A 25728-nucleotide genomic window follows, 5' to 3' on the forward strand; every position below is an offset into this window, starting at 1 on the left:
GAAAGCATCAAGAAAGATTTACAAGAAACTTATCACATTGAAATGATTGGTAAATGCGAGGATATCTACGAATATTTTTATGCCATTCGCCCAGACAAGAAAATTCAACATCCCCTAGTAGAGGCCATCATTAGAGGATAGGACCCTTGCAAGGAACCCGTAAACCAAAGGCTCCCAACCAAGACATGCCTATTTAGATTTTTTTCTTGATTCTGAGTTTGTAGATTTTTGGGTACCAGAAAACCGGCTCATATTTTCAACGTTCTTCTCAAAGCTCACAAATGAGTCTGCCATTGCAGCACGTATCAACTCAAAATTCTGCAACGCATTGTTGAAGGAAGCTTTAAATACAGAGGTGTAAGGCTCAGTTCCAGCTGGAGCGTTTTGCGTAGCTTCATTCACAAAATGAATTAAATCATGCTGCGATTCTTTAATCATGGCTTCTGCAATTTTTGCTAACTCCTTGTTGCCACTTGCTAAAGCTTGAAAAAGTTGCGCTTGATACTCGGCAACCTCTTTTGCGGCATCTTGCAACACTTCAGCATGCACATAATCAAACGCCGCTTTAGGGTCTTGCGTTTTCATGAGCTCTGCTACTTTAGCCTGCAACCGCGAAGAAAGCTCTTGAGCAGCTCGCTGGTTTAGCTGGGCGATCTCTTGGGCACTAGTCAGGGCAGCTTGGCCTGCTGCTTGTGCAGCCTTCATACCCTTAGCTTGATTTGCCATTGCACCTAAATCAAATGGATTACTGCTCATTTGCGCCCCCTTATTTAATCAGTGATTTTTCAATCTACTCCTGAATGCAGGCTATTGAGATAGAGAAATACCACTAGAGGCGAGCAGGAATGCAAAAGAGCGCCCTCAGGCGCCCTTTTTTGATCTCAACCTAGCCTAGATTGACTTAGCGTACGACGATATTGGCGCCCTGGCGCAATTGGGATAAGAACTCAAACTGCTTCTTCTGCATCAAGCCATTACGAATGGCTGCCTTAGCCTGCTCATATGTTGGAGGCTTGCCAGATTTTTTATCTTCCAATTTAATTAAATACCAGCCCTGGGGCATCTGAATCGGCGCCGGAGAAACCTGGCCCTTAGATAGAGTGACCAATACGCTAGCGATCTGCGGTAGAGTCTGCCCAGCTTGCACCCAACCTACAGCACCGCCCTGAACCTTATTTGGCGCGAGCGAAACACTCTTAGCCACTTTATCGAAAGACTCATCTTTTTTGATTCTGGCTAGAGCGGCTTGTGCATCAGCCTCAGTGGCAACGGCAATATCACTTACTTTGTATTCCACAATCATGCCCTGCGATCCCAAAGAAGTAATTTCACGGTTGTACTCGGCCTGGACATCCGCATCGCTCACTGGATTTTTTGACATATAAGTAGACAACTCAAGATCTGCTAAATAATTTTGGCGAATCAGAGCTAGCTGACTATTAGCCCGATCAGAATTTGCAAGCCCATCTTTATCTGCTTGCTGCGATAAGAGAGCAATTTCAATCATTTTTCCTAAAACTGCTTTGCGAAGCTCTGGAGAATCCTTTTGACCTTGAGACAATGCTGCCTGAATGCCTTGCTCAACAGCATCATTCGAAATGATGACACCATTAACAGAAGCGGCGGCATTGACTGGGAGTGCATCCTGAGCATATGAAGAGCCTGCAAAGCCGATTGCCAGCAAGGCACTAGCAAGAAAACGAATGGTATGGGATTTCATGAATAACTCTTTTCTAAAATGTAGAAGCAATATTAACAGTTAGCAGTCACTAAAAGGCGAAGGTTGCAGGAATTGGTTTAAAGGGTGCGGCTGATTCAGAGCCCTGCGCTTCGGCCTGCTCCTCGCCATCAGGATTTTTGATATAGCGAGAATCAAAAGGCGCATTCGGCTTCTGACTTACAGGCGGCCGCTCTAAGTAAACCGGTCCTGCAGGAGTTTCCATGGGCGCAATCGGTTGATTATTGAACTCCTGAATTTGCTCGGAAGTATAGGGCGAGAATGTCTGCGCAATTACAGTCATTGGAAATGCAAAGCCAAGAGTTATTCCGAAAATAACAATTGCTTTAAGTCTAGTAGTAATATTCATCAGTCTTTCATAGCTTTACTTAGGCAAGCAAACCATCCGTAATTAATTTAATACTCGCAACCAATAGAAAAAATTGGACGATGATGTAATACCACTTTGCCGAAATCTTCCCGGCAAAATAAAATCCCAAGTACACGCCCACGGGCACCAAGGGCAATAAAAGAATTGATGTGGCTAACTGATCGAAGTTCAGCAAATCAAGATAGGCATAAGGCACTAGCTTGCCAAAATTCATCACTGCAAAAAATATACCTAATGTAGAGGTATATATTATTGGAGAAACCTTCTCTCTCAACATGTAAATGGTGATTGGGGGGCCTCCTATATGTGCAACAAAAGAGGTGAAGCCAGACACACCCCCCATTAACCTTCCAAGCCATGGAAATGGTTTAGCTTCCTTTAGATCGAAGCGCGATATCACCAAGCTTTGAATTAAAAATAGTGAGGTAAAAATACCGATCGAAAGAGAAAGAATTTTAGGGGTAATGACAGAGAAGAAGAGGTAACCCAGTAGCATTCCACATGCGGCGGGTAATAAAACTAACCTTAGTATTCGCCAATCAGCGTTTTTCAAGAACCGCCTTAAACCCACCAAATCAATTGCAATTAAGAGTGGTAATAAGATAGCCAAGGCTTCATGGATGCTCGACTGACTTGCCATCAACGGCAATGAAAGCACTCCCAAGCCGGCGCCAAATCCACTTTTGGAAATGCCAACAACAACGACGCTTATGGACGCCAACACAAAAAAGGCGAAAGAGTGGTCACTAAAAGCCTGAACCAAAGAAATCATGAAGGGCTTATCAAATTCGGGATAAATGGAGCCTCATTTTAGAGCTAAACCCCCATCGCACTATCAACGCTGCTGAAGTCTGCGATTAAATATTAACGGGATAAAACCGATCAGTAGGCCACCCAAGCCAAGGAGATTGGTTAACAAATCAAAGGTGGGAATACTATAAAGAGCAATAAAGACCATAAATAAGGCTGACATCAATGGCCATAGAACATATCCAAAGGCGCTACCAACACCAACACGCATCTTGTAACGATAGTGCCAAGCACAGGCAAACCCGGCCAGACTCATATAAAAACAAATCTGAAATCCAATCGCCAAAATTGAGCTGGATAGAATAGCTTTCACCGAAGGCATGTACGAAGAAGTAAAGAGCAATAACATGCCCAGAGCCCAAATTACTACCGTTGCAGCCCAAGGCGTCTGCCATTCTGGATGAATGCTGGCATACCTAGAATGCAGCATCCCATCGCGCGACATCGAAAACAGGCTACGACTAAATTGCAGGATTTGCGTCTCAATAGTTCCTACCGTACTTAAGATGGTGCAAAAGACTGCAAGATAGTTCCAAGGCTCTGGAAAAAGTTTAGTAGCCACAGCAAATAAGATATTAGTATCCGCATTCGCAATTTCTGCATCAGTAAGCACAATTAATATAACGACGATCATGATTGTAAAAAATAGCATCATGTTCAATACAGACCAAAATGCGCCCGTGCTTGCAGCACCGGAGATCTGCTTGGCGCTAGATTTACTCTCCTCACTCAAGTTCATCGTGACATCCCACCCCCAGAAAAAGAAGATGGCGGTTAACGCTCCCGTGGCAAATAGCTGAGGCGAGAATGAGAATGGTGAGAACCAAATAACTGAAGGCGGGTGTGCTGGCACATCCCAGTAACGCACAAAACCTCCAATAATGAGCGCAAGCAATATAGCGGTTTCAAAAATAGTAAATGTGATTTGCACATAACTTGAATGCTTAATTCCACGAGTAACAACAGCAGTAATCAGCGTCAGCCAGAGAGCCGCAACCCCTGCCACTGCTTCCGTGTTTTCAGTGTAGGCTGGGGCAAATAAAAGAAGAGTTGAGGTGGCCGCAGGAATGGTTGCTGAAACCATAAAAAATACCGAGGCAATGAGAAGCCCCCAGCCTGCAAAATATCCCCAAATTGGTCCAAATACATGGCCCACCCAAGCATATGCAGCCCCAGCATTCGGCGTGATTTTGCTCAGGTGAATAAAGGCCAAAGTAATGCCGAACATGATGAGGCCGCAGTAAAGAACGCTACCAACCGACAAAACCCCAACTGTAGACACAATTGTTGCCGTGGTCACCGCCACACTAAAAGCAGGCGCGGTCCCTGCAATACCCATAACAAAAGATTCAAAACCACCGAGCGTATTTTTTGCTAATTCTGGACTCTCAGACATATGACGCGATGCTTTATACAAGTAGGTAATGGAGGTATCCTAAACCATCAGGCTATATTGAGTGAATATCCATGAATCTATCGGCAAAGTATCCAAAAAAGGTATACCCCTTAGGTAATGGGCAAGCTTATACCATCCGCCCAATCCAGGCCAATGATCGAGAGCGAATTATTGAGCTATTCAATCAGCTCTCACCCGAAAGTCGCTATCTCCGATTTGCCCATGCCATCTCCAAACTTCCAGACGACTTTCTGGAAGACATCTTGCATCTAGACTACAAGAAAGAAATGGCTTTGCTTGCCGTTATGTCAAACCTGTCTGGCGCTGAGGAGGTTATCGGAATTGCTCGGTACGTGACTCCGCCCAAGCAGAATATTAGTGAGTTTTCTCTCAGCGTGAGTGATAGTCATACTGCGCATGGCGTGGGGACACATTTGATGCTTGACCTCATAGAACATGCCAAAGAAAATGGAATACAAGAAATGGTCGGGTACGTCTTGAGTAAGAATTCGAAAATGCTCCATCTAGTCTTTGATCTGGGCTTTCAGATCACTAGCCTAGATGATGACCCTGACTTCAAAACCGTGAGCCTCCTACTGTGAAAAATTCAAACTCGATTCAGCCAGAAAGTTCAATCCTCATCTTGATCGATTTACAGGGGCGTCTGATGCCAGCTATTGATCAAGGCGAGGCTGTTCTCAAGCAATGTATCCGTACCGCTCGAATTGCCCAACTACTGGAGATTCCGATTATTGCTACGGAACAAAGTTCAAAAAGTCTGGGGGCTAATATCGAGTCTATTCAGACTTTTTGCAGCGAAACGATTCATAAAGAGCATTTCAATGCCTGCGCTAATGGCTTGATTCAATCCATTCCCAGCGATCGTCAGCAATGCATTCTGATGGGATGCGAAACGCATGTGTGCTTAATGCAAACAGCTCTCAAATTAATAGATGAGGGTTACGACGTTTCGATCGTGGTGGACGGGGTTGGTTCACGTCGCAAACTCGACAAGCAAATTGCACTTGATCGACTGCAAATTGCAGGGGCACGGCTTATTACAGGGGAGATGCTGGGGTTTGAGTGGCTGAAGACTGCTAAAAATCCAGTCTTCAAAGAAGTTCTTGCGCTACTGAAATAATAGAACTGGGCGAGCGAGGCTTTATTTGCTATTCTGCAGCATCACTTAAAGGATTCTTATGACGAATGACACTCAAACCCAAAACGACGAAGATTTTGACTATGGGTGCGAATGCGCCATGACACTCTTAAATGAGCCAACAGAAGATTGTTTGAACGACCTTATTGATGAGCTTGATGAAGATGGCATGATCGCCACTGAGGTGGTCTACGGTCTCTTGGCAACAATCCTCATGAGTATTACCTCAGAAGATGAAGATGATGAGGAAGCTCAGTAAAACGAATTAAACTCAGACTTGAAGGGCAAATTGATCCATGGCATTTGCCATGGTGATATCAAGCTCAGTCAAAGCCTTCATTGAATGGGTGCTTAAACGCACAGACACCCTATTCCAAGAATTAGACCAATCCGGGTGATGATCTAACTCTTCTGCAAAGTTTGCGCACAGGGTCATGAATTGAAATGCACTCTTGAAATCCTCAAATACAAATGTCCGCTCCAACTCTTGAGTAGCTAGATTTAACCGCCAATCAGGCAATAGGTTTGCAAAGTCAAAATCATTTGCAATGAGTTTAGGTTTAGGCAAGATGGGCATCCACACTCTTAGATAACTTCTGCAAATCTTCTGGATAAAGCCAGCGCCACTCACCTTCTGCTAAATCAACAGGCATGATGTACTGTCCGATTTCAGTACGATGAAGCTTGGCAACATGATTGCCCACGGCAGCCATCATTCGCTTCACTTGATGGTAGCGACCTTCAACAATAGTCATTGCTAATATATTCTCACCAAGTTGCTGACATGCCGAAGCAAAACAGGGCTTCGGGTCATCGTCCAGCACAACGCCATTGAGCAAGTGATCGATCTGCTTTTGCGTAATGGACTCAGGAGTGGTGATCTCATATACCTTGCCAATATTTTTCTTTGGCGTAGTCATCTTGTGAATAAACTGCCCATCATCGGAGATCAAAATTAAGCCGGTCGTATCAAAATCTAAACGTCCGACGCATTGCAGACCTCTCTCTACAAAAGGCTTGGGCAGCAAACTGTAGACACTGGGGTGATGCGTAGTTTTGTGGGAGCACTCATAGTTTGGGGGCTTATTGAAAGCTATATAGGCTTTTTCATGAAATTCCCAATCTTGCCCCTCCACATTGAGCATCAAGCCCTCAGTGGCAATGCGTTCCTCTGGATCTTCGGCCAAAACACCATTGACCTTGACTAGGTCGGCATAGACTAAATCGCTGCAATAGCGCCTAGTGCCAAAGCCTTGGCTGAATAATATTTTTTCAAGAGAGATCGGTTTGGCCATATGTTGCGAAGAATACTACAAATCCGGGAGATTGAGCGAAGCAAAATGAAGCCGTTATTATTGTCATATACCGCTTCTTAGATTCTTACTGACTGTCGCCATGCTCTCAACCCCAGCACCTAGAAATCCACTTCATACTCGTGAAATTACCTTTCAGGGGTATGCTCGAGAAGATGGCCTCTGGGATATCGAAGCGCACTTACGGGACTTCAAATTTCACCCTTTTACTACCGGTGGAAAAACCTGGGAACCAGGCCAAGCGTTTCACGATATGTGGGTTCGTATCACCGTCAATACTGAATTAGTGATTCAAGCAATTGAGGTGGCCATGGATAGCCACCCTCACCCAGAATGCCCGCAAGTAATACCACCCATGGATGTGCTAATTGGGGCGCGCCTTGGCAAAGGTTGGCGCAAAACTATCAACGAGCATCTTGGAGGCATTAAAGGCTGCACCCACTTGCGAGAGCTTCTCAGCAATATTGCTACCGCCGCCTTTCAATCCATTCCGGGCGCTCTATTCGATCCGGATGACAACAAACCGCCGCTGTATTTGGGAACCTGTAAATCTTGGGACTTTGATGGGCCTGTAGTGATGCGCGTTTATCCAAAGTTTTACAAATGGAAAGCTTCAGCTTTTTAAGTATTGCGGTGTATCACTGTGCCAGAAAAGGATTGTTGAACGGGCATCACTTCCAAGACATTAATATTGACATGGCTGGGCAATGTCGCAGACCAATAAATTGTCTCAGCAATGTCGTCAGAGCTTAGTGCCTGGACACCCTCATAGACTTTTTCTGCTTTAGCATCGTCACCCTTGAAACGCACATTTGAATACTCTGTACCTGAGCTTAAGCCTGGCTCTATACAAGTAACACGTAGAGCAGTTGCGGCCAAGTCAGCGCGTAAATTCAAGCTAAACTGATTTACAAACGCTTTTGTTGAGCCGTATACATTGCTACCTGGGTAAGCATAGGATCCGGCAACCGAACCAATGTTAATAATGTGACCACATTTACGCTCTACCATTCCCGGCAAGAAAGCGCGCGTCATGTGCACCAAGCCCTTGATATTGGTATCAATCATTTGATCCCAGTCAGTAAGAAAAGCTTGATGTGCTGGTTCCAAACCCAAGGCTAATCCAGCGTTATTGACTAACACTGTCACCTTGGCAAACTCAGTCGGCAAAGTAGCTGCGAGACCATCCACAATAGAGCTATCACAAACATCAACAGCTAAGGTCAGTAGCCTTTTTTGCTGATCGATAGGAAGAGATGACTTCAAAGCCTCTAGACGCTCCACCCTTCTACCTAAAGCAATTACTTTATGGCCGTTTGCCAAAAATCTTCTAGCAGTTGCCTCTCCAAAGCCGGCAGTTGCTCCGGTCACTAAAACTGTATGTTCCATATTTTTCTGCTTATTTTTTGTAATTGACTGAGTCATTTATATTACTGCGTATATGACATTGATGCGAATTTTCACCTACATCCTGACTTCATTGATTCTGCTGGGATCAATGGGAAGGGCCATGGCTGATGAAAGTAAGTTCTCTGGGGGCTTTTTAAACCTAGAGAAAGCATCCGATCAGTATTCAAGTCAGCGGGTATTTGAATTGTGGGGTTACCACGATACGTTTGGGGGGCAAACTCAGGCCGATACCCTGAAGTTGCGTTACTACCAGCCCCTTCACTTTGATCGGTGGCGCGGAACCATGCGACTCGATACCTCCTACGTTTCAACTTACGGACCTGAACTTCCGCAACATCAGACTGGTACTTACAGCGCCGGCAATACGATGCTAACCGTCTGGGGAAATCATTCTAATATTCTAAAAAACTGGGAGGGCACCCTAGGCGGACGAGTTGTTTTCCCATTTGGCAATTACGGGCAATGGGCAGCAGGCCCACAGATAGGTACTGTGTATGTCCCAAAAGCAGGGGATCAGTCGCGACTGTCAGACTTTTCACCGCTCTTGCGATACATGTATGGTTTTGATACCAAGGCTAATTCTTTTGCCAATAATCCCAATCAACCGCCCCTAGTTCGCAATCTCAATATTTTCCCGACGCTAGGATTTAATCTCTCTCCCAATACCCAACTTCGATTGTGGGATGAGAATGGGATCTCTTGGAACACGGGTGGAGGTGGTGGTTGGTTCGTTCCGATTGATGCCATGGTGACTCACCGCCTTAATAAAACTTTCTTATTTGCAGTAGGTGCAAGCAAGCAGGTAGTACAAAGCTACCCAATTTACGACTGGTCTTTTTATGGGAAGTTGTCGTTTAATTTTTGACCAACACTTTAGTCAAGATTGACTAAGTGATCTTTCTCGATCATTGCAGCTTTCGATTTCACCAAAGCCCCTACCAACCAAACCTGAAAATCCTCAGCATTCATATTGAGCTGCTTGCGAATATTTTCCAATACAGGCGTACTCAAAATCCACTGATTGGCATCTATCATTTTCCGACTACGCCATTCCAACAATTTGTACTTGAGGAGCACTTTGGCGCCATGACGTGCATTACGGTCAGCATCGCTAGAGAGGTAGTCAAGGCGAGATTTTGCAGTCTCAATCGACTGCCTTACATCTGTAAAAGGTTTTCCATGTCCAGGAATAACTAAGGCGACTGAGAGTCCCTCAATCAGTTCTAGTGTCTGCGCGACCTCCTCAAAACCGCCCTCACCCCAAAGCTCCGGAAAAATGACCCCAAAGCCCTCCTCCCAAAGCGCATCGGCAGAGATCAAGATTTGATGCTGCTCTTGGTACAACATGATGGAATGATTATCATGGCCTGGTGCAGCAAGGATTTGCCAATGGTACGGGCCCAAGATAATTTCATTTCCAGGAATAAGGAGGGACTGATAAATAAAGCGCGGGCACTCTTGCCCCAACTGTTCAAAGCTGAGTAAATGCTCATCCCAACTCTCTACAGCAATGGCCTCCGCTTGCGGTATCCAGATCTCGCAATCAAATGCATCTGATAAAACAGCATTGCCACCACAATGATCGGAATGCAGGTGGGTATTGACTACTTTATTAAGAGTTTTTAAACCATGCTGTTTCAGTGAATTAGAAACTAAATCCAGAGTCATCTGCTGATGAGCGCAGTACCCAGTGTCAACTAAGGAAACGTCTTGTTCGTCGAAGAGTAAAACATTGTTAGCCGATAACCATCCACGCTCGAAAATCTCAATTCCGGGCGGGAGCAAATAATTGCCAATACGCTTTTCAGACACCTTAATTTTTCTGGGAAGTAAGTTCGAGTTTTTGAATATCAAATTGTTGTTGCTTCAAGCGCGCCAATAATTCAGCATAGACTTTAGGATCGAGTTGAGGCGTCCTTGATAAAACCCATAGATACTCCCTTCTGGGATCGCTCACAGCGGCTACCTGATATTGGGAATCCAAATCAATCACCCAGTAATCACCCCAAACCATTGGTAAAAATGAAAGCCACTCAGGGGGAAAACGCACTTCCAGTTTGGGAGAATCTTTGACGCCAATCTGGCGAGCCAAGCCTTCTGCTTCGGAAGTCTCTCCCGTAGCAGTTTTGCAGCTGTTGAGCACTCGAAGATTGCCATCCGGCTTAGCCGTATAGACAGCCTTGGTATTAGAAACGCATTTTTTCTGAAACCAGTTCGGAAACTTGGCAATCTCGTACCAAGTTCCTAGGTAGCGAGGGACATCCAAGGTGGCTACAGTCTTGACGCTCTGATCGCCCTGTTGCGCCATGACTTGGGAAGACCCAATACCAATAAGCAATAAGCCCAATATGAAAATCAGTGATGCGCGAGAATAAGAAAACAGAGTCATTAGCGAAATATCATTAGATGGTGGATCGCTTGCCCAAAAGCTTACGAATATAAGGAATCCTACAACATAACAGCAACAGTAAAACAACTGCATAGATTGTTACGGTATCTAGATCATTCTTTCCTGCTTTATGCCACCAATAATGCAGGATCGCAGTACAAGCAATCAGATAAATCAGTCGATGTAATAGCGCCCAGAGACGACCCAATTTTCTTTGAGCCCAATGGGTGGAGGTCAAGGCTAGCGGAATCAGCATAACAAGGCTGATAAAGCCCATCGTGATGAAGGGACGCTTCAGCACATCCTTGAGCATTTCCACTAGATCAAAATTCTGATCCAGCCAAAGCCAAATTACAAAATGCACAGATGCGTAAAAGAAACTAAACAAGCCCAACATTCTGCGATACCGAATCCATATCGTCGCATTGGTCAGTAGACGAAGTGGTGTCATCGCTAGGGTTAGGCACAAAAAAACGAGTGCCCAAGTCCCCGTTGAGCGCGTAATGAATTCAATCGGATTGGCGCTTAAATCATCAGTGAGGCCAAGCCAAATTAATCGATCCAGCGGTAAAAGCGCTAGAAAAAAAATAATGATTTTCATGAACGCTTTATTTTATCGCCCTCAGTAAAGCTTCTTGAGATCCATTCCCGCATACATACTCGCTACTTGATCGGCATAGCCATTAAACATTTCTGTTTTGATCTTGGGAGCAAAAACTCCCTTAGAGTCGCCAATATGGCGCTCCGTAGCTTGACTCCAGCGGGGATGATCTACCAAAGGATTTACATTGGAGTAAAAACCGTATTCACGAGGAGCAATCCTGCCCCAACTGGTTTTCGGCATCTCTTCTGTCACACGAATTTTAATAATGGACTTAGCGCTCTTAAAGCCATACTTCCAAGGAACCACAATGCGCACTGGGGCGCCATTTTGCTTAGGCAACATTTCACCATACAGACCAAAGGTCAGCAGCGTCAGTGGGTTCATTGCCTCATCTAAACGCAAGCCTTCACGGTAAGGCCAGTCAATAATATTATCGCTAAGTCCCGGCATCTGCTTTTTATCTGCCAAGGAAATAAATTCCACATACTTTGCCGAACCAAGTGGCTGAACATAATTTAAGAGCTTTGATAAAGAGTAGCCATCCCAAGGAATCACCATCGACCAACCCTCAACACAACGCATACGATAGATGCGCTCTTCCATCGGAGCTAACTTTAATAATGCGTCGATATCCAGAGTGACGGGCTTTTTTACCAAGCCTTCAATGCTCACCGTCCAAGGCCGCGTTTGGAGGGTATGGGCATAAGCAGCTGGATCAGATTTATCGGTTCCAAATTCATAAAAGTTGTTATAGGTAGTTACGTACTTATAACTAGTGGGCTCATCTTTTGCCATAAAGGCAGGGTTTGGAGTGGCGACCAACTTCTGCGGATTTGCCGCTAAAGCTTCACGAGCAAACCAAGGGGCTAAGGCGCATCCAAATACCCCTGCTGCTGCAGACTTGATTAATTCGCGGCGATTCTCAAAGACTGCCTTAGGAGTAATTTCTTGAGAAAGTCGCTTTGGATCATTTGTAAACATTTCAATATCTCTTTGATGGATGTCAAACTACATAATGGATATGGCTCATTCTCCTACGCCCGAGGATTTATTGCTGAACTCCGCTCCAGGCAATAGGGTTAAATCCGATACCCAAAGGCTACATTAAGCAGTCAAATATCGCTTTTAGCCCCTTGAGAGATAAATATGGCTTGGATTTTCTTGGCATGCGCCATTTTCTTATTGGGCATCTTTAAAAGTCGAGACGGTGTACTTTTACAGCCTCGACTGCGGAACCTCTTTATTTCCTGCATCGTCCTATTGGCCATTGTTTGGAATATTCGCGCCCATATGCCCAATAGCAATCTTCAAAATTTCGTTGATTTATCCTTCCACTTTTTTGGCGCCTCTCTCCTGGTAGCTCTTTTTGGCTTCTGGAGTGCCATCACCCTGCTCTTTATCGTTGCTTTAGTGGGTATTTTTACTTTCAGCGGAGATTTGGTAGGGGCCACTAGTCACTACATCATGGTGAGCGTAATTCCAGCAATCTTTGCCTATCTAGTCATTCGAGCAGTGGATCGATTTTTACCAAAGCATCTCTTTGTGCTTATTTTAGGTAACGGCTACCTTGCAGGCTTCATTAGCACTTTTGCAACTGGTCTACTGATTTATGGATTGCAGCAAATTTTTCAAATTAACTCATTCGGAAGCAGTGATCCTTTAGGCTGGTTTTTAGGCTTGATTGTCCTCTCCTTTATGGAGGGCTCACTCTCTGGAATGTTACTAGCTATTCTTCTGGTGTACAGACCACAATGGGTCAGCACCTATCAAGAAGATCTGTATATGAATGCTTAAGTATTTCAGTTGGGCATAATAAAAAAGGCAAACCGTTTGGTTTGCCTTTTTACGAAGCTAGCTAACTTTAAGCTACTGCAGCTGCCTTCAAGATGTCATTCAATGTAGTGCTTGGGCACATCACCGCCTTGAACTTGGCTTGATCAGGCATAAAGTAACCACCGATATCCGCTGGCTTACCTTGCACCGCCTTGAACTCAGCAACAATCTTTTGCTCGTTCTCCGTCAAAGCTTTTGCAATCGGAGCAAAGTGGGCTTGCAATTCTTTATCTTCCGTTTGTGTAGCTAGAGCTTGAGCCCAGTACATCGCCAAGTAGAACTGACTACCGCGGTTATCCAACTCGCCAGTACGCGGAGATGGTGACTTATTGTTATCCAATAATGTGCCAGTAGCTTCATCCAGAGTGCGAGCCAAAATCTTGACTTTTTGATTATTGGTCTTGTCACCGATATCTTCTAAAGAAACAGCTAAGGCCAAGAACTCGCCCAATGAATCCCAACGCAAATGGTTCTCTTCAAGCAATTGTTGAACGTGCTTTGGAGCAGAACCGCCTGCACCAGTTTCAAAGAGGCCGCCACCTGCCATCAAAGGCACGATAGACAACATCTTGGCGCTAGTGCCAAGTTCCATGATTGGGAACAAGTCAGTGAGGTAGTCACGCAAAATATTACCGGTCACAGAAATCGTATCTTTACCGCGAATGATGCGCTCTAGTGTATAACGCATTGCACGAGTCTGAGACATGATCTGAATATCAACACCAGTTAAGTCGTAATCTTTCAAATAGGTTTGCACCTTCTTGATCAACTCGGCTTCATGCGGACGATACTCATCCAACCAGAACACGGCTGGGGTATGTGACAAACGGGCGCGGTTGACTGCCAACTTAACCCAGTCACGGATCGGCGCATCTTTAACCTGACACATACGCCAGATATCACCCTCTTCGACATTCTGCTCAAGCAATACTGTGCCGTCATCCGCAACAATACGCGCCACACCAGCCTCAGGGATCTCGAAAGTCTTGTCGTGTGAGCCGTACTCTTCTGCCTGCTGAGCCATCAAGCCCACGTTTGGCACTGTACCCATCGTAGTTGGATCAAAATTACCGTGCGTCTTACAGAAGTTAATCATCTCTTGATAGATGCGAGCGAAAGTACTTTCTGGAATAACTGCCTTAGTGTCATGCAAGCGACCATCCGCACCCCACATCTTGCCGCCAACACGAATCATCGCTGGCATAGAAGCATCAACGATCACATCGCTTGGTGAATGCAGGTTAGTAATGCCTTTGGCAGAGTCAACCATCGCCAATGCTGGACGATGCTCATGGCATGCATGCAAGTCTTGGATGATTTCTTCGCGCTTGGATTCTGGCAAAGTTTTGATCTTGTCATACAAGCTGCTCATACCATTGTTCGGATTTACGCCTAATTCCTCAAACAACTTGCCATGCTTCTCAAATGCATCTTTGTAGAAAATCTTGACAGCATGACCAAACACGATGGGGTGTGACACCTTCATCATGGTTGCCTTCACATGCAAGGACAACATCATGCCAGTCTTGTAAGCATCTTCAATTTCTTTTTCGTAGAACTCACAGAGCGCTTTCTTGCTCATGTACATACTGTCAATAATTTCACCAGCAAGCAAAGAGACTTTTGGCTTGAGGACAATCGTCTTGCCACTCTTTGTTACCAAATCCATCTTCACATCACATGCCTTAGTCATAGTCATTGACTTCTCACCTGCATAGAAGTCGCCACCATGCATATGAGATACGTGCGTACGGGAAGCCTGGCTCCACTCGCCCATCGAGTGTGGATTCTTGCGGGCATAGCGCTTAACAGCATTTGGTGCGCGACGATCAGAGTTACCTTCACGCAATACTGGGTTTACTGCGCTACCCAAACACTTAGAGTAACGAGTACGAATCGATTTTTCAGCATCATCCTTAGGATCGTCGGGAAAATCAGGGAGCTTGTAGCCCTTAGATTGCAATTCTTTAATAGCGGCGAGCAACTGTGGAACTGAAGCACTGATATTCGGCAGCTTAATGATGTTGGTGTCCGGCAACAAAGTCATGCTACCTAGTTCAGCCAAATTATCGGGAACTTTTTGTTCAGCAGTTAAGTAATCAGAGAACTCTGACAAGATACGTGCCGCAACAGAAATGTCGCTTTCTACAACCTGTACTCCAGCTGGTGCTGTAAAAGTACGAATGATTGGCAAAAATGCACAGGTCGCCAATAATGGCGCTTCATCTGTTAGCGTGTAAATGATCTTTGATTTATCTGAAGCCATTAATGTTTCCTCGATATGGATAAATATTAGGGCTCGGTCTTATACCGAACCACTCTCGCATTCCGCACGCAACACTTCAGGCGCTTTTGGCTGTCTTGGGTGTCATTTCACGCACTGGACCGAGATATCTATTTTAAATCATCGACCCCAGTAATTTAAGGGGATTTAGGCACCAAATTGGCCGAAGTGACTCAATTTAAGGGAATCCACCGAGCTCAAGCTGCACTCATATACATCGTAAACTGCGGTACATGACCAACAAGCACCCCCTGCTCAATAAAAACCTCGCACTGCTGATTCTCTGTCAGGGCTTGTTTTTAACCAATAATGTGACCTTTATCGCCATTAATGGCCTAGTTGGCCTAAGCCTAAGTCCAGTTGCCTGGATGGCTACCCTGCCTGTCATGGGCTATGTTGTTGGTGGCGCCTTCTCCACCTCGATTGTGGCTAAAACCCAAAATCACTTTGGCCGGAAGATTTCTTTTCAATTGGGCCTCTTGGTAGCAGTCTTATCAGCCCTTCTTTGCGCCTATGCGGCCGTTTCCAAAAATTTTTGGCTCCTAGTGCTGGGCACCTTTATTGCAGGCTATTACAGCGCCAATGGGCAACTCTATCGATTCGCAGCCGCTGAGCTGACAGTTGCCAGTCAAAGGGATAAGGCGGTCTCCTGGGTGCTGGCTGGCGGCATCCTAGGCGCTGTCATCGGGCCCAACCTAGCCTCTTGGACTAAGGATTTCTTTGATACCGCATTCTTGGGGGCTTACATTACCCTTTCAATAGCCGGCTTTATTGGAATCATCGTGATGCAGTTCATCCATTTTCCAGAAGAGTTTAAGACGCAGCATTCACTTTCCGCCGGCAGAAGTCTCAAAACGATTCTGCAACAACCCGTCTTTATGGTTGCGGTGATTGGGGCTTCTTTGGGGTACGGCGTCATGAACCTGCTCATGGCAGCAACGCCGCTCGCCATGCAAATTTGTGGGCTCCCTTTTTCAGATACAGCACTGGTGTTGGAATGGCATGTCATTGGCATGTTCGCGCCCGGGTTTTTTACTGGCTCACTCATTCAGCGCTTTGGCACACTCAAAATGATGGGTGTTGGTGTCATCCTCAACCTCGTGTGTATTGCAATCGCACTGACTGGTGTCGACTTACATCAATTCTTGATTGCACTATTTTTATTAGGCGTTGGCTGGAACTTTTTATTTACCGGATCGACCTCTTTGGCAATGACTGCTTATCGACCAGAAGAACGTGACAAAGCTCAAGCAGCCATTAACTTCTTTGTGTTTGGCACAATGGCCTTCACTTCATTTGGTTCTGGGGCCCTCATTACTTCGCAGGGCTGGAATATCCTGAATCTCGGTTCACTGCTTCCCGTTGCCGTTACAGCGGCTGCATTAATTTGGCTTAGCGCCAATCGCAAGAAGACAAGCGCCTCCTCCGCGACTTAGGACGCTTTAGCTAAAGGTAAATTGAAAAGCAAGTTTTGCGGCTTCAGTTTGAGTTGCCCTTCATCATTCATCGCAATACCCATGTACACCGGCTTTCCAGCCTGCGATTGAGTCACTGCAGCCTCATCAACAAAGTCCAGGCGGAATAAGCAAATGACCTTCTCAAGTTCATCAGAATCTACCGGCTCTTTGTTGTAAAGCTTATTCAAAATATCGGTCGCAGCAGCATCCAAACCGACATGCCAAGACCACTTAGGGTCAGTGATTTGCTGCATGGGGGTAATGCGTACTTGAGCACCTAAAAAGTGTTGCACCCATTTTTCGAGAACACGGCAAAAATGATTAATGGGTGGCTGACCAAAATTGAGCTGCACTGCAAAATCATGATCTTCATTCTTCTCCCAATACAGATCAGCATTTTCTTCATGCAGCACATCTAAGTCGATTGAGCGCATGGACATCGACTTACTCTTCAGAAGATCGAGAATGTTTCCAGTCTCACCTGCCTGCGCATTGCGAGTGACTACCTCATCATCCGCACCCATGACCACGCTATCCTCTAGCACAGTGATCTTCTGAACGCGAAAGAAGAGTTCACCCATGCGAGCATCTAATGGATGGCAATCTTCACCCAAGATATGACGGATAAATATTTGCGCCAACTGAGAGATAAATAAAGGCGGCACGTCAACACCATCACCTTTAAACAAGCTCATGTAAAAGTTTTCTAAAGAGCTGGCCGCCAATAACTTAGCGCGATACCTAAGCCAAACTTGATAGTTCACCTGAATATCGGGATCTGCCATTCCGGCAATTTCTTCATCGGAAATGGCTGCTCGGGGGTTATCGATTAAGCGCTGATGCAAGGCGCGCTCAGCAGCGCAGGATTCGGGAACCAGGTTTAATTCGGGTCGCAATAAGTAAGTGCGTAGAAAATCATCCGTCACTTGCAATTGCTTGTCAGACCCCACCGTCAGGGTTTTATATGCACAATGAGGCCAGAAGTTTGTCATGTTAGTTTGCTCGAACAAAAAGATTATGCTCAGAATATACTAGCCGTTCAATTTCAGCCAAAGAGGAAGATAAACATGAGCGAACTCCAAAAAATAGATACCGTTGTTGGTGATGGCAAAGAAGCGACTGCCGGCAATCATGTAGACGTGCATTACACCGGATGGTTGTTTGATGACAAGGCGCCTGATCATAAGGGCCAGAAGTTTGATAGCTCTTTAGACCGTGGCCAACTATTTAGCTTTCCTTTGGGTGCTGGCCATGTCATTAAAGGCTGGGATCAAGGCGTGCAAGGCATGAAGATTGGCGGCAAGCGCACCCTCATCATCCCTTCTGAGATGGGTTATGGCCCTCGTGGTGCTGGCGGCGTGATTCCCCCAAATGCAACATTGGTATTTGATGTAGAGCTTCACGGAGTGAATTAATTCACAACCAGCATCTGCAAGTAATAAGGCCACTCAATGAGTGGCCTTTATTTTGTCTTGAAGAAAAACAGTCGATCTTACGAACGCAAATCTTTGCCGTTCAGTGTGAATTTATTTTGCGTTGCTGGCTGGCACAAACTAATCAAGCGATTTCTTTCAGCCATGACCTTATCAGCATAGCCACCATCATTCTCAGCGTTTGCAGCACCAACATAGTATTTCAAGCCATTGCGCAATGAGCCGCTAGTTGCAATTAAATACTTCAGGATATAGGCGCCTACCCGAATATTGACTTCAGGCTTAACCGCATCAGTAGCGCCACCATACAAAGCGTATTTGTCTTTATGAATAGCAGTCATTACCTGCATCAAGCCTTCAGCACCCGCATGACTTTTAATCACTGGATTAAAGTTTGACTCCACAGAAATCACCGCAAGCAATAAGACGGGATCAATATTGACTTCTTTTGCAATCAACACTGTGTTCGAAACATATTCCTCAATCTTGGCACGATCTAACTTGTACTTCTTCTCAAAGAAGTCAGCAACAGCGCGTTGATTTTGAATAGATACCATCAGTTTGGAATCTAAGGCCTGAGGATCAATCTTTGAGGTAGGAATGCGATCCGCTAAGTGGGAGATTGGTTTTACCTGAGCCTGGGCTACGGAGGGCATCAAGAGAGCCACCGTTTGCTGTTTGGCACTGGTCAACCCGCTGTGAGGGATAGCTGATGCCTTGCCATAGATTACATTCGTAATTTCTTTATCAGCAAGCACCTTAGGAGCCTCCTCCTGATACTGATCGAGTATTCCAAAACCATTCTGCCAAACCATATGGCGAGCTTCGTCTGGAACCAGGATGCGAGCTAAATCGAATGCACCTGCTTGAGTTCCATTTCCGGAAAGCCAGAGTCCCACGATCATGAAAACGGTTACGATCAATAGCCCATTCATCACCCGATATACAGGAGATAGCGCGTGAGCCAACAACTCTTTAGCGTTAGCCTTTGCAGGCTGCACCAATTGCATGTCACTCAAATTAGCAGAAAAACATTTAATCATTCATAGTCTTGCAGCACCCCAAAAATCAAAGTTCTGATTTATGTTGCAATGCAATAAGTAAAAAACATGAGTCATCCTAAGAAGGTTCTTATATCAAGTCAAGAATAAAGGAATCAATTTCCATAACTTATAGGTCTTGAAATAAGGATGACCACTAATAAAGTCATCAAGTTCGATATTTAATCGTTTAATTTCAATAACTTAAAGAAGTTAGTGAAGACTTATTTCATATAATAAAAAAGGGCTCAAAATCCAACTTTTTTACTATTTTTGAACTTCAAAAGTGCTGCCTGACCCGTACATCTAGTATCTAGATATGTTGAATTTTCTACCGGTAGTGCAATTTGAATCATCACCTCAAGTTGAGCATCTATTGTTCTTCATGCTTTGTAGTTGAAATAATCGATAACATCAAAGACTCTCAAACCCCGACAAATACTAGCTCTAGAGCTAAGGTAATCACCCAATATGCGCAAAACTTTTACCCCCTGATGAGGGCACTGATTACACTGACATGCAATGAAATTCCTAGCCAAACTCCTCCTACTTAGCTCGCTTTGGCTGCCACTGAGTGCATCCGCTCTATTTGATCAGTGCAAAGATCTATTCCCGGCCCAGCAAGTGCCGAGTACCACCCAGATAGGGAGAGACCTTTGCTTTGATGATTTCGCAATCTACTATTCCCCTTCTGACAAGAAGCCGATCTACACCGTTGAGCGTCTTCATGGCGAGCAACTACAAGCGCCTCACCCACGACGCAGCAATCAGTTTTATGAGGAGGCTAGGCTCCCTGCGCATGAACGCGCCCTTCTAGCAGACTATCGTGGCAGCGGATACGACCGCGGGCATAACGTTCCAGCAGGTGACATGACACGGGAGCGGGGGATGGCCCAGTCATTCTCCTTAGCAAACATGATGCCCCAAACTAGACAAAACAATCAGGGCATCTGGGCAAAACGAGTTGAAGAACCCACCAGGATGTACATCAAGCGCGCGGAAGGCGACGTGTATGTATTCACCGGCTCCACTGGGAATGCAGGCAGCATTGGTAAAAGCAAGGTCATCATACCGAGCCATCTGTATAAGCTGGTCTACGACCCCAATAAAAAATTGGCTTGGGCTTATTGGGTTGAGAACACAGATGACGCACAAATGAGTGCGCCGATCTCCTATGCTGAGCTTGTTCAGAAGACCGGCATCGACTTTCATCTGCCTACAGAGCTGAGTGACGGTGCAACCAGTAAGCCAGTTTCAAGGAGTACATCAGCGCCAAGGCAGGCAATAGGCGGTTGGTATCCCGTCTTTTTTGATCAATACTCACCTGAGAAGGTGGCGGCAATCATCTCGAACATTAAAGCGGGCAAGGTTGCCAGCGTACAGATTCAATATGACCATAATGTAGAGCTAGCTCAAAAGTTGGTTCAGGAGATTGGGGCGCAAAGTACATTGCAAGCCACCCTTTCTCAAAGTAGTCCGCCAGATTCACCTAATGTGAGCTATGAACGTAATCGGGTGACAGCCATAGTTCACTCCAAGTAAGTATTTACTACTCGCGAGTGCGGGGCGCAATTCCATGAGCCCGCTGAATAGGGGCCAATAATCCGCGCAAGCCATTGTGATCCAGAGTGTGCATCAACTCTAGCAACTGACCAAGCTCGCCTTTAGGAAATCCTTCACGAGCAAACCACGCCAAATAGTTACCAGGTAAGTCTGCAAGCGCCCGCCCAGCATGCTTACCAAAAGGCATTTTCATTGTGACCAGCTTCACCAGGGCTTCTGAATCCATAGCCCTGATCTTACAAGCTCAGAAATTCTCTAGGTCAAATCTCAACATTGAGACAAACAGGGTCATTTTCTCAATTGAGAATTATTCTTATTTACTGTATATTGCGAATCATTCTCATTTACTTTTATTCACCAGCCCACCTCACTATGAAAATGACCATCAAAAGACTTGTTGCCTTCAGCATCTTATTAGCCACTGCCTTGCACTTCTCATTCGCGAATGCGGGTGAAGGTGCATTTGGATGGATTTACACCCTTGATCTTCAACCCAAAGGAAAGCTCGAATTTGAGCAGCGCCTACAGCTCAACAAACAACAAGCCGCTGGTACCTACGATGCTTGGACCGCTAGAACCGAATTGGAATATGGCCTTACCAATGACTTACAAATTGCCGGCTACATCAACTCCTACTACACCAGTGCAAATCAGAATTACACCAACCCTGAAGCCTGCGGCGATAGCTCAAGCTGTACAGGCGGTTATGGTGTGCCATCCAGTCACGACCCTGCCACTCCTTACAGAAAAAGCGGTATTGAGGGCGGCTCCTTAGAAGCCATTTATCGACTAAGCAATCCAGTGACATCACCAGTTGGTGTTGGTCTTTATTTAGAGCCGACCTGGGGCAGAAACAAAGCTGAAATTGAAGCGCGCCTGCTCTTGCAATCGAATTTTATAGATGATCGATTGGTCTTGGCAGGTAACATAGTTGTGGCAAATGAACGCTTGAAATTTATTGAGAATGGCAACGTACCAGAATCAATGCTCGACTTTCTCGTAGGTGCTAGCTATCGATTCGCACCCAAATGGTCTGCTGGTGTTGAAGCCCGTTTCCATAACGACTACTCAGAATTGAATTTACGAAATCAAGTCCAACGTGCAACTTTTGTTGGTCCCAATATGCACTACGCCGCCAAAGACTGGTGGGTCACTGGCGCCTGGCGTTACCAACTCAAAGGCGGTAGCTGCATGGGTGGCGGCGAAGCGGAATGCTCTAATGCCCGAGTTTGGGATAGCCACTCAGTTAATGAATTTATCGTCAAAGTAGGCTTCCCACTGAACTAAACAAGATTTCTCTTATTTTTAATTTAAAGGTAATTATGGAAAAGCAAAATTTATTAATGGCAGCACTGATACATCTGATTCAGTTTCAGTCTACCCACTGTGCCACTGCAAGAGAGCGGGCTTTGATGATGTTTGATGCCCTGTCACAGCTAAACGACAGCAATTCAGAGTTAAATGATCTTTGCATCGAAGCGAATGCGCTACTAGCCAGCTAATACATTTCAAATGTTTAACCCCCCATACTTAAAAAATCATTGAAAACATGTTCTGGAAACCCAATCCCTTATTCATAATTGGTCTAGCAGTGGTAACACTACCAATAGTTGCGCATGCCAAGATATATGTATCCGTTGAGCAGGCTCAAAAGATACTGATACCCAATAAATTACTTATCAAAAATCCCATCATCATTACAGATGAACTGCAAGACAAAATGCGCTCAGCTTCAAGCATTCGCCACCCCTTTCAAGGCGATCGAGTTTGGAAGTCGGCAGACGGAAGTTGGTTCATCGTTGATGAGGTGGTTGGCAAGCATGAAATGATTACTTATGCAGTAGCACTGAGTCCAGCAGGAGCAGTGCTTGGAATCGAGATTCTGGAATACGTTGAATCTTATGGCTACGAAGTAGCAGAAGCTCAGTGGCGTCAGCAATTTATTGGCAAGGTGGCATCAGATCCCATTAAGCTCAATCAAGATATCCAGAACATTGGTGGCGCCACACTCTCTTGCAAGCATCTCACTGATGGGGTTAAACGTGTTGCAGTACTGTATGACATTGCACTCAAAAACCAATCCCAAGCGCCTAAAGCAAAATGATTCGCTGCAAACCACTCTTGGGTACCTTTGTTGAAATTTCAACTGAAGATGGAGAGCATTCACTCCATGCAATAGAGATGGCATTCATAGCCATTGAACAGGTTCAATCATTGATGGGCTTTCATGATCCAGAGAGTGAGCTCACTCAAATTAATACTAGGTCTTATCAGGAGCCGATTGCCATTCACCCCTGGACAGCTGCGGTGCTGACTATTGCGAAGGACATTCACTTTCAGTCCCAAGGAATATTTAACTGTGGGATTGGTCATCTGCTAGTGGAGGCTGGTCTACTTCCAAGACATCTCAACTTAGACAATCACTCATTCGGAGGCATTGAAGATCTTCGATTTATTGAGTCCAACTTGGTTCAGTCCAAACTCCCACTCTGCCTTGATCTTGGGGGCATTGCCAAAGGCTATGCAGTAGATAAGGCAGTAGAGGCTTTGATTACTAATGGCATCGAATCTGGATCAGTCAATGCTGGTGGAGATATGCGAGTCTTTGGAAACTATTCTCGAGATATTGAAATTAGAAACCCCTCCAAGCCGAATGAGCTAATCCAGATTGGCAGCATGAGGGCGGGTGCAATTGCCACTAGTGGTCTCTACTTTGCAAAACGTGATGCCAATTCAATAAGTTTTATGGTCAATCCGCTCAAGCAAGAACATATTGAGTTTTCAGAGTCTTATTCAGTAGTCGCAGCTGAATGCGTCTACGCTGATGCCTTAACCAAGGTAGTGAGTATTTCCGGAAATACGCAACATCCCTGCTTGAGTCATTTTTCTGCTCAAGCCATCAGAATCCCCAACACCCTCACCCGATGAATAATACGAGTCGCCTTGGCAAGATGCCATCATGGCAAAGAAATTTTGTACTGATTGCCATGTTGAGTTGCTCACTCACTGGCACAGCCTATTTACTGGGTCATGAATTTCACATTGAGCGCGCTGTATTGGGTACTCATTCGGTATTGGCGTGGCACGGCATTGCTGCTATGACAGCCACAATAGCTCTGGGCTCAGTCTTACCATTTCACCTGAAGGCGGGCTTAAAGTCTAGAAGGAAGTTGTGGAGCGGTTTAATCCAATTGGCTTTTTTAAGTGCCCTATTGGCTTCAGGCGCCCTGCTGTACTACGGTCCTGAGGAAATTCGAGATCCCGTTATCGCAACTCACTGGATGACTGGCATTGCCTTCTTTGCAATCTTTTTACTGCATGGAGTTTATGCCCAAAAAATGGGCTGACTGAAATACAAATAAGGCGCATTGAGTATTATTTCTCAATACGCCTTATTCAAACTAAAGAAGACTTACTTACAGCAAGAATCTTTTTCAGATGCAGTTCCACAAGAATTAACTCCCAACAATGGATATGCAGGGCAGAAGCGAAAAATACCTGTAGCCATAGGGATTAGTCCGAGCCAACCCCACCAACCTACGATACCGTTAGCGGCCAGTGCAACCAGCACAATGCCTACTGAGATTCTTAAAATACGATCGATACCACCGACGTTACATTTCATATTGAACTCCCTTTAAAAACGATTAAATGATTCTTCGCAACTACTTCTTGCAGTAATGCTTGTAGAGCAAACTCATCACCGATACAGCAACCTGGCTTGAAAGGGAATAGTAAATCTGCTTACCCTCTCTACGCGTTTTAACCAGTTTCTCCTTGCGCAATACGGTGAGTTGCTGCGAAAGGGTAGGTTGATGCAAATCTAGCGCAGCTTCTAACTCGCCAACACATTTTTCTGCTTGACCGATTTCGCATAAGAGCATCATGCGATCCCGGTTGGATAAGACCTTCATCAACTTGCAAGCATCGTCAGCTGATGACTGCATCTTCTTTAATTCTGCTTTAGAGATGGGTATATTCATTTTCATTCCCCCATCAGAGTGCATTCAAGGGAATTTTTAAATAAGCAACCCCATTGCTATCCGCTTCAGGAAAATGGCCAGCTCGTATATTGACCTGAATAGAAGGCAATATTAATGTTGGCATATCCAAGGTTTTATCTCGTGCGGTACGCATCTGCACAAACTGCTCCTCAGCGACACCATCATGCACATGAATATTATTGGCCCTCTCATCGGCAACAGTGCTCATACCAGTTGCAGGTCGATTATTTGGTGGATAATCATGACACATATACAGCTTAGTCTGGCCTGGGTAAGACAAGATCTTTTGAATAGAACGATAGAGCGTCTTCGCATCACCGCCCGGAAAATCGCAACGGGCCGTGCCCACATCCGGCATAAACAAGGTATCACCCACAAAGATCGCATCACCGATCTCATAAGCCATACAGGCAGGTGTGTGACCTGGCACAAAGAGCGCCTTTAAGGATAGATCGCCAAAAGCGAGTGACTCACCCTCTTTTAGCAAATAGTCAAATTGCGTGCCATCTGCCTTAAAGCGGTCATCTAGATTGAAGACGCCTTTAAATACTGTCTGCACATTCTTGATATGATCCCCAATCACCAACTTACCACCTAGGTGGCTTTGCAAGTAAGGGGCGGCCGTTAAATGGTCTGCATGGGCATGGGTCTCCAAAATCCAAGTTACCTGGAGCTGGTGGGCCTTAACGAAGGCAATGACCTCATCGGCAGACTTGGTGGTGGTTCTGCCCGATTTAGGGTCATAGTTCATTACTGAATCAATAATGACGCAAGGGCTGCCTTCACCCTCATAAACCACATAGGTGTAGGTCCAGGTTTCTGGGTCAAAAAAGTCTTTAATCAGGGGATTGTGCTTTGCAGTCAACATATTTCCTTGGGTGCGTAAATATTCCTGACGTTGCAAGCTGGAAAGCTGCTTTGGAAC

At 45.3% G+C, this 25728-nt stretch carries 33 protein-coding genes; 14 read left to right on the forward strand and 19 right to left on the reverse strand.

The features are described 5' to 3' along the window. Positions 1–189 precede the first annotated feature (189 nt). From B7Y67_RS02165 to B7Y67_RS02185, 5 genes are all read right to left on the reverse strand, one after another. Complete coding sequence (locus tag B7Y67_RS02165; protein ID WP_293597130.1) at positions 190–756, reverse strand: phasin family protein; 567 nt, start codon at positions 754–756, stop codon at positions 190–192. A 145-nt stretch (positions 757–901) separates the two neighbouring features. Further along, complete coding sequence (locus B7Y67_RS02170; protein WP_293597131.1) at positions 902–1720, reverse strand: peptidyl-prolyl cis-trans isomerase; 819 nt, start codon at positions 1718–1720, stop codon at positions 902–904. Positions 1721–1769: 49 nt separating this feature from the next. Next, the gene (locus B7Y67_RS02175; RefSeq protein WP_293597132.1) at positions 1770–2087 is read right to left on the reverse strand and encodes a hypothetical protein; all 318 of its coding nucleotides are present in this window, start codon (positions 2085–2087) and stop codon (positions 1770–1772) included. A 19-nt stretch (positions 2088–2106) separates the two neighbouring features. After that, positions 2107–2880: a sulfite exporter TauE/SafE family protein gene (locus tag B7Y67_RS02180; RefSeq protein WP_293597133.1), complete on the reverse strand. Its 774-nt coding sequence runs from the start codon at positions 2878–2880 to the stop codon at positions 2107–2109. 63 nt (positions 2881–2943) lie between these two features. After that, entirely contained in the window at positions 2944–4314 is a 1371-nt protein-coding gene (locus B7Y67_RS02185; protein WP_293597134.1) for an APC family permease, read from the reverse strand. 71 nt (positions 4315–4385) lie between these two features. Between B7Y67_RS02185 and B7Y67_RS02190 the strand changes: the two genes are divergently transcribed. Genes B7Y67_RS02190 through B7Y67_RS02200 form a run of 3 tightly spaced genes read left to right on the forward strand, consistent with a single transcriptional unit; the run spans position 4386 to position 5732 of the window. Continuing rightward, positions 4386–4916, forward strand: a complete 531-nt coding sequence (locus B7Y67_RS02190) for a GNAT family N-acetyltransferase (RefSeq protein ID WP_293597135.1) — start codon at positions 4386–4388, stop codon at positions 4914–4916. Further along, positions 4913–5455, forward strand: a complete 543-nt coding sequence (locus tag B7Y67_RS02195) for an isochorismatase family protein (protein ID WP_293597136.1) — start codon at positions 4913–4915, stop codon at positions 5453–5455. The genes B7Y67_RS02190 and B7Y67_RS02195 overlap by 4 nt, the downstream gene beginning before the upstream one ends. Before the next feature lie 58 nt (positions 5456–5513). Continuing rightward, positions 5514–5732 (forward strand): hypothetical protein, encoded by a 219-nt coding sequence (locus B7Y67_RS02200; protein WP_015420558.1) that lies wholly within the window; start codon positions 5514–5516, stop codon positions 5730–5732. A 12-nt stretch (positions 5733–5744) separates the two neighbouring features. Here the strand turns inward: B7Y67_RS02200 and B7Y67_RS02205 are convergent, their stop codons facing one another. After that, positions 5745–6041, reverse strand: a complete 297-nt coding sequence (locus B7Y67_RS02205; protein ID WP_293597137.1) for a 4a-hydroxytetrahydrobiopterin dehydratase — start codon at positions 6039–6041, stop codon at positions 5745–5747. Then, complete coding sequence (locus tag B7Y67_RS02210) at positions 6034–6768, reverse strand: pseudouridine synthase (protein WP_293597138.1); 735 nt, start codon at positions 6766–6768, stop codon at positions 6034–6036. The genes B7Y67_RS02205 and B7Y67_RS02210 overlap by 8 nt, the downstream gene beginning before the upstream one ends. A gap of 100 nt (positions 6769–6868) precedes the next feature. On the opposite strand from B7Y67_RS02210, the gene B7Y67_RS02215 reads away from it, so the two are divergent. After that, positions 6869–7411 (forward strand): DUF2889 domain-containing protein, encoded by a 543-nt coding sequence (locus B7Y67_RS02215; RefSeq protein WP_293597139.1) that lies wholly within the window; start codon positions 6869–6871, stop codon positions 7409–7411. On the opposite strand, the gene B7Y67_RS02220 is transcribed toward B7Y67_RS02215, so the two are convergent. Beyond that, entirely contained in the window at positions 7408–8175 is a 768-nt protein-coding gene (locus tag B7Y67_RS02220) for an SDR family oxidoreductase (RefSeq protein ID WP_293597140.1), read from the reverse strand. The genes B7Y67_RS02215 and B7Y67_RS02220 overlap by 4 nt on opposite strands. A 52-nt stretch (positions 8176–8227) precedes the next feature. Here B7Y67_RS02220 and B7Y67_RS02225 point away from each other — a divergent pair, with 52 nt between their 5' ends. Next, entirely contained in the window at positions 8228–9061 is an 834-nt protein-coding gene (locus B7Y67_RS02225; protein WP_293597141.1) for a hypothetical protein, read from the forward strand. An 8-nt stretch (positions 9062–9069) separates the two neighbouring features. Here B7Y67_RS02225 and B7Y67_RS02230 read toward each other — a convergent pair whose 3' ends face one another. From B7Y67_RS02230 to msrP, 4 genes are read right to left on the reverse strand one after another with little or no spacing between them, the layout of a single operon-like run. Further along, on the reverse strand, positions 9070–10008 hold the full coding sequence (locus tag B7Y67_RS02230) for an MBL fold metallo-hydrolase (protein WP_293597142.1): 939 nt from the start codon (positions 10006–10008) through the stop codon (positions 9070–9072). A gap of 1 nt (position 10009) precedes the next feature. Next, complete coding sequence (locus B7Y67_RS02235; protein WP_363926748.1) at positions 10010–10585, reverse strand: lipocalin family protein; 576 nt, start codon at positions 10583–10585, stop codon at positions 10010–10012. A 13-nt stretch (positions 10586–10598) separates the two neighbouring features. Continuing rightward, a complete protein-coding gene (locus B7Y67_RS02240; protein WP_293597143.1) occupies positions 10599–11186 on the reverse strand; it encodes a sulfite oxidase heme-binding subunit YedZ in 588 nt (195 codons plus the stop codon). Between the two features lie 21 nt (positions 11187–11207). Next, positions 11208–12170: a protein-methionine-sulfoxide reductase catalytic subunit MsrP gene (gene msrP / locus B7Y67_RS02245; RefSeq protein ID WP_293597144.1), complete on the reverse strand. Its 963-nt coding sequence runs from the start codon at positions 12168–12170 to the stop codon at positions 11208–11210. Between the two features lie 165 nt (positions 12171–12335). Here msrP and B7Y67_RS02250 point away from each other — a divergent pair, with 165 nt between their 5' ends. Beyond that, complete coding sequence (locus B7Y67_RS02250; protein WP_293597145.1) at positions 12336–12983, forward strand: energy-coupling factor ABC transporter permease; 648 nt, start codon at positions 12336–12338, stop codon at positions 12981–12983. Between the two features lie 67 nt (positions 12984–13050). Here the strand turns inward: B7Y67_RS02250 and B7Y67_RS02255 are convergent, their stop codons facing one another. Beyond that, positions 13051–15288, reverse strand: a complete 2238-nt coding sequence (locus tag B7Y67_RS02255) for an NADP-dependent isocitrate dehydrogenase (protein ID WP_293597146.1) — start codon at positions 15286–15288, stop codon at positions 13051–13053. Between the two features lie 251 nt (positions 15289–15539). Here B7Y67_RS02255 and B7Y67_RS02260 point away from each other — a divergent pair, with 251 nt between their 5' ends. Continuing rightward, the gene (locus tag B7Y67_RS02260) at positions 15540–16742 is read left to right on the forward strand and encodes an MFS transporter (RefSeq protein ID WP_293597147.1); all 1203 of its coding nucleotides are present in this window, start codon (positions 15540–15542) and stop codon (positions 16740–16742) included. On the opposite strand, the gene B7Y67_RS02265 is transcribed toward B7Y67_RS02260, so the two are convergent. Continuing rightward, positions 16739–17755, reverse strand: coding sequence for a DUF6352 family protein (locus tag B7Y67_RS02265; RefSeq protein WP_293597148.1), 1017 nt, complete (start codon positions 17753–17755; stop codon positions 16739–16741). The genes B7Y67_RS02260 and B7Y67_RS02265 overlap by 4 nt on opposite strands. A 75-nt stretch (positions 17756–17830) precedes the next feature. Between B7Y67_RS02265 and B7Y67_RS02270 the strand changes: the two genes are divergently transcribed. Next, on the forward strand, positions 17831–18178 hold the full coding sequence (locus B7Y67_RS02270; protein WP_216136241.1) for an FKBP-type peptidyl-prolyl cis-trans isomerase: 348 nt from the start codon (positions 17831–17833) through the stop codon (positions 18176–18178). 77 nt (positions 18179–18255) lie between these two features. Here the strand turns inward: B7Y67_RS02270 and B7Y67_RS02275 are convergent, their stop codons facing one another. After that, positions 18256–19206 (reverse strand): lytic transglycosylase domain-containing protein, encoded by a 951-nt coding sequence (locus tag B7Y67_RS02275; protein ID WP_293597159.1) that lies wholly within the window; start codon positions 19204–19206, stop codon positions 18256–18258. A gap of 552 nt (positions 19207–19758) precedes the next feature. Here B7Y67_RS02275 and B7Y67_RS02280 point away from each other — a divergent pair. Then, the gene (locus B7Y67_RS02280; protein ID WP_293597149.1) at positions 19759–20778 is read left to right on the forward strand and encodes a DNA/RNA non-specific endonuclease; all 1020 of its coding nucleotides are present in this window, start codon (positions 19759–19761) and stop codon (positions 20776–20778) included. Positions 20779–20785: 7 nt separating this feature from the next. Here B7Y67_RS02280 and B7Y67_RS02285 read toward each other — a convergent pair whose 3' ends face one another. After that, complete coding sequence (locus B7Y67_RS02285; protein ID WP_293597150.1) at positions 20786–21025, reverse strand: DUF3820 family protein; 240 nt, start codon at positions 21023–21025, stop codon at positions 20786–20788. A 146-nt stretch (positions 21026–21171) separates the two neighbouring features. On the opposite strand from B7Y67_RS02285, the gene B7Y67_RS02290 reads away from it, so the two are divergent. Genes B7Y67_RS02290 through B7Y67_RS02310 form a run of 5 tightly spaced genes read left to right on the forward strand, consistent with a single transcriptional unit; the run spans position 21172 to position 24146 of the window. Further along, positions 21172–22086, forward strand: coding sequence for a DUF6662 family protein (locus tag B7Y67_RS02290; protein ID WP_293597151.1), 915 nt, complete (start codon positions 21172–21174; stop codon positions 22084–22086). Positions 22087–22142: 56 nt separating this feature from the next. Continuing rightward, the gene (locus tag B7Y67_RS02295; RefSeq protein WP_293597152.1) at positions 22143–22301 is read left to right on the forward strand and encodes a hypothetical protein; all 159 of its coding nucleotides are present in this window, start codon (positions 22143–22145) and stop codon (positions 22299–22301) included. Positions 22302–22348: 47 nt separating this feature from the next. Then, complete coding sequence (locus B7Y67_RS02300) at positions 22349–22903, forward strand: FMN-binding protein (RefSeq protein WP_293597153.1); 555 nt, start codon at positions 22349–22351, stop codon at positions 22901–22903. Continuing rightward, positions 22900–23727, forward strand: a complete 828-nt coding sequence (locus B7Y67_RS02305; RefSeq protein ID WP_293597154.1) for an FAD:protein FMN transferase — start codon at positions 22900–22902, stop codon at positions 23725–23727. Before B7Y67_RS02300 ends, B7Y67_RS02305 begins: the two co-directional genes overlap by 4 nt. Then, positions 23724–24146 carry a hypothetical protein gene (locus B7Y67_RS02310; protein WP_293597155.1) on the forward strand — a complete coding sequence of 141 codons (423 nt, stop codon included), beginning with the start codon at positions 23724–23726 and terminating at the stop codon, positions 24144–24146. The genes B7Y67_RS02305 and B7Y67_RS02310 overlap by 4 nt, the downstream gene beginning before the upstream one ends. Before the next feature lie 65 nt (positions 24147–24211). Here the strand turns inward: B7Y67_RS02310 and B7Y67_RS02315 are convergent, their stop codons facing one another. The 3 genes from B7Y67_RS02315 to B7Y67_RS02325 are packed head-to-tail and all read right to left on the reverse strand — an operon-like array spanning position 24212 to position 25671. After that, on the reverse strand, positions 24212–24424 hold the full coding sequence (locus tag B7Y67_RS02315) for a DUF2892 domain-containing protein (RefSeq protein WP_293597156.1): 213 nt from the start codon (positions 24422–24424) through the stop codon (positions 24212–24214). A 40-nt stretch (positions 24425–24464) separates the two neighbouring features. Continuing rightward, entirely contained in the window at positions 24465–24782 is a 318-nt protein-coding gene (locus B7Y67_RS02320) for a metalloregulator ArsR/SmtB family transcription factor (RefSeq protein WP_293597157.1), read from the reverse strand. Positions 24783–24795: 13 nt separating this feature from the next. Then, positions 24796–25671, reverse strand: a complete 876-nt coding sequence (locus B7Y67_RS02325; protein ID WP_293597160.1) for an MBL fold metallo-hydrolase — start codon at positions 25669–25671, stop codon at positions 24796–24798. Between the last annotated feature and the right edge of the window lie 57 nt (positions 25672–25728).

It is taken from the genome of Polynucleobacter sp. 35-46-11 (assembly GCF_002281105.1).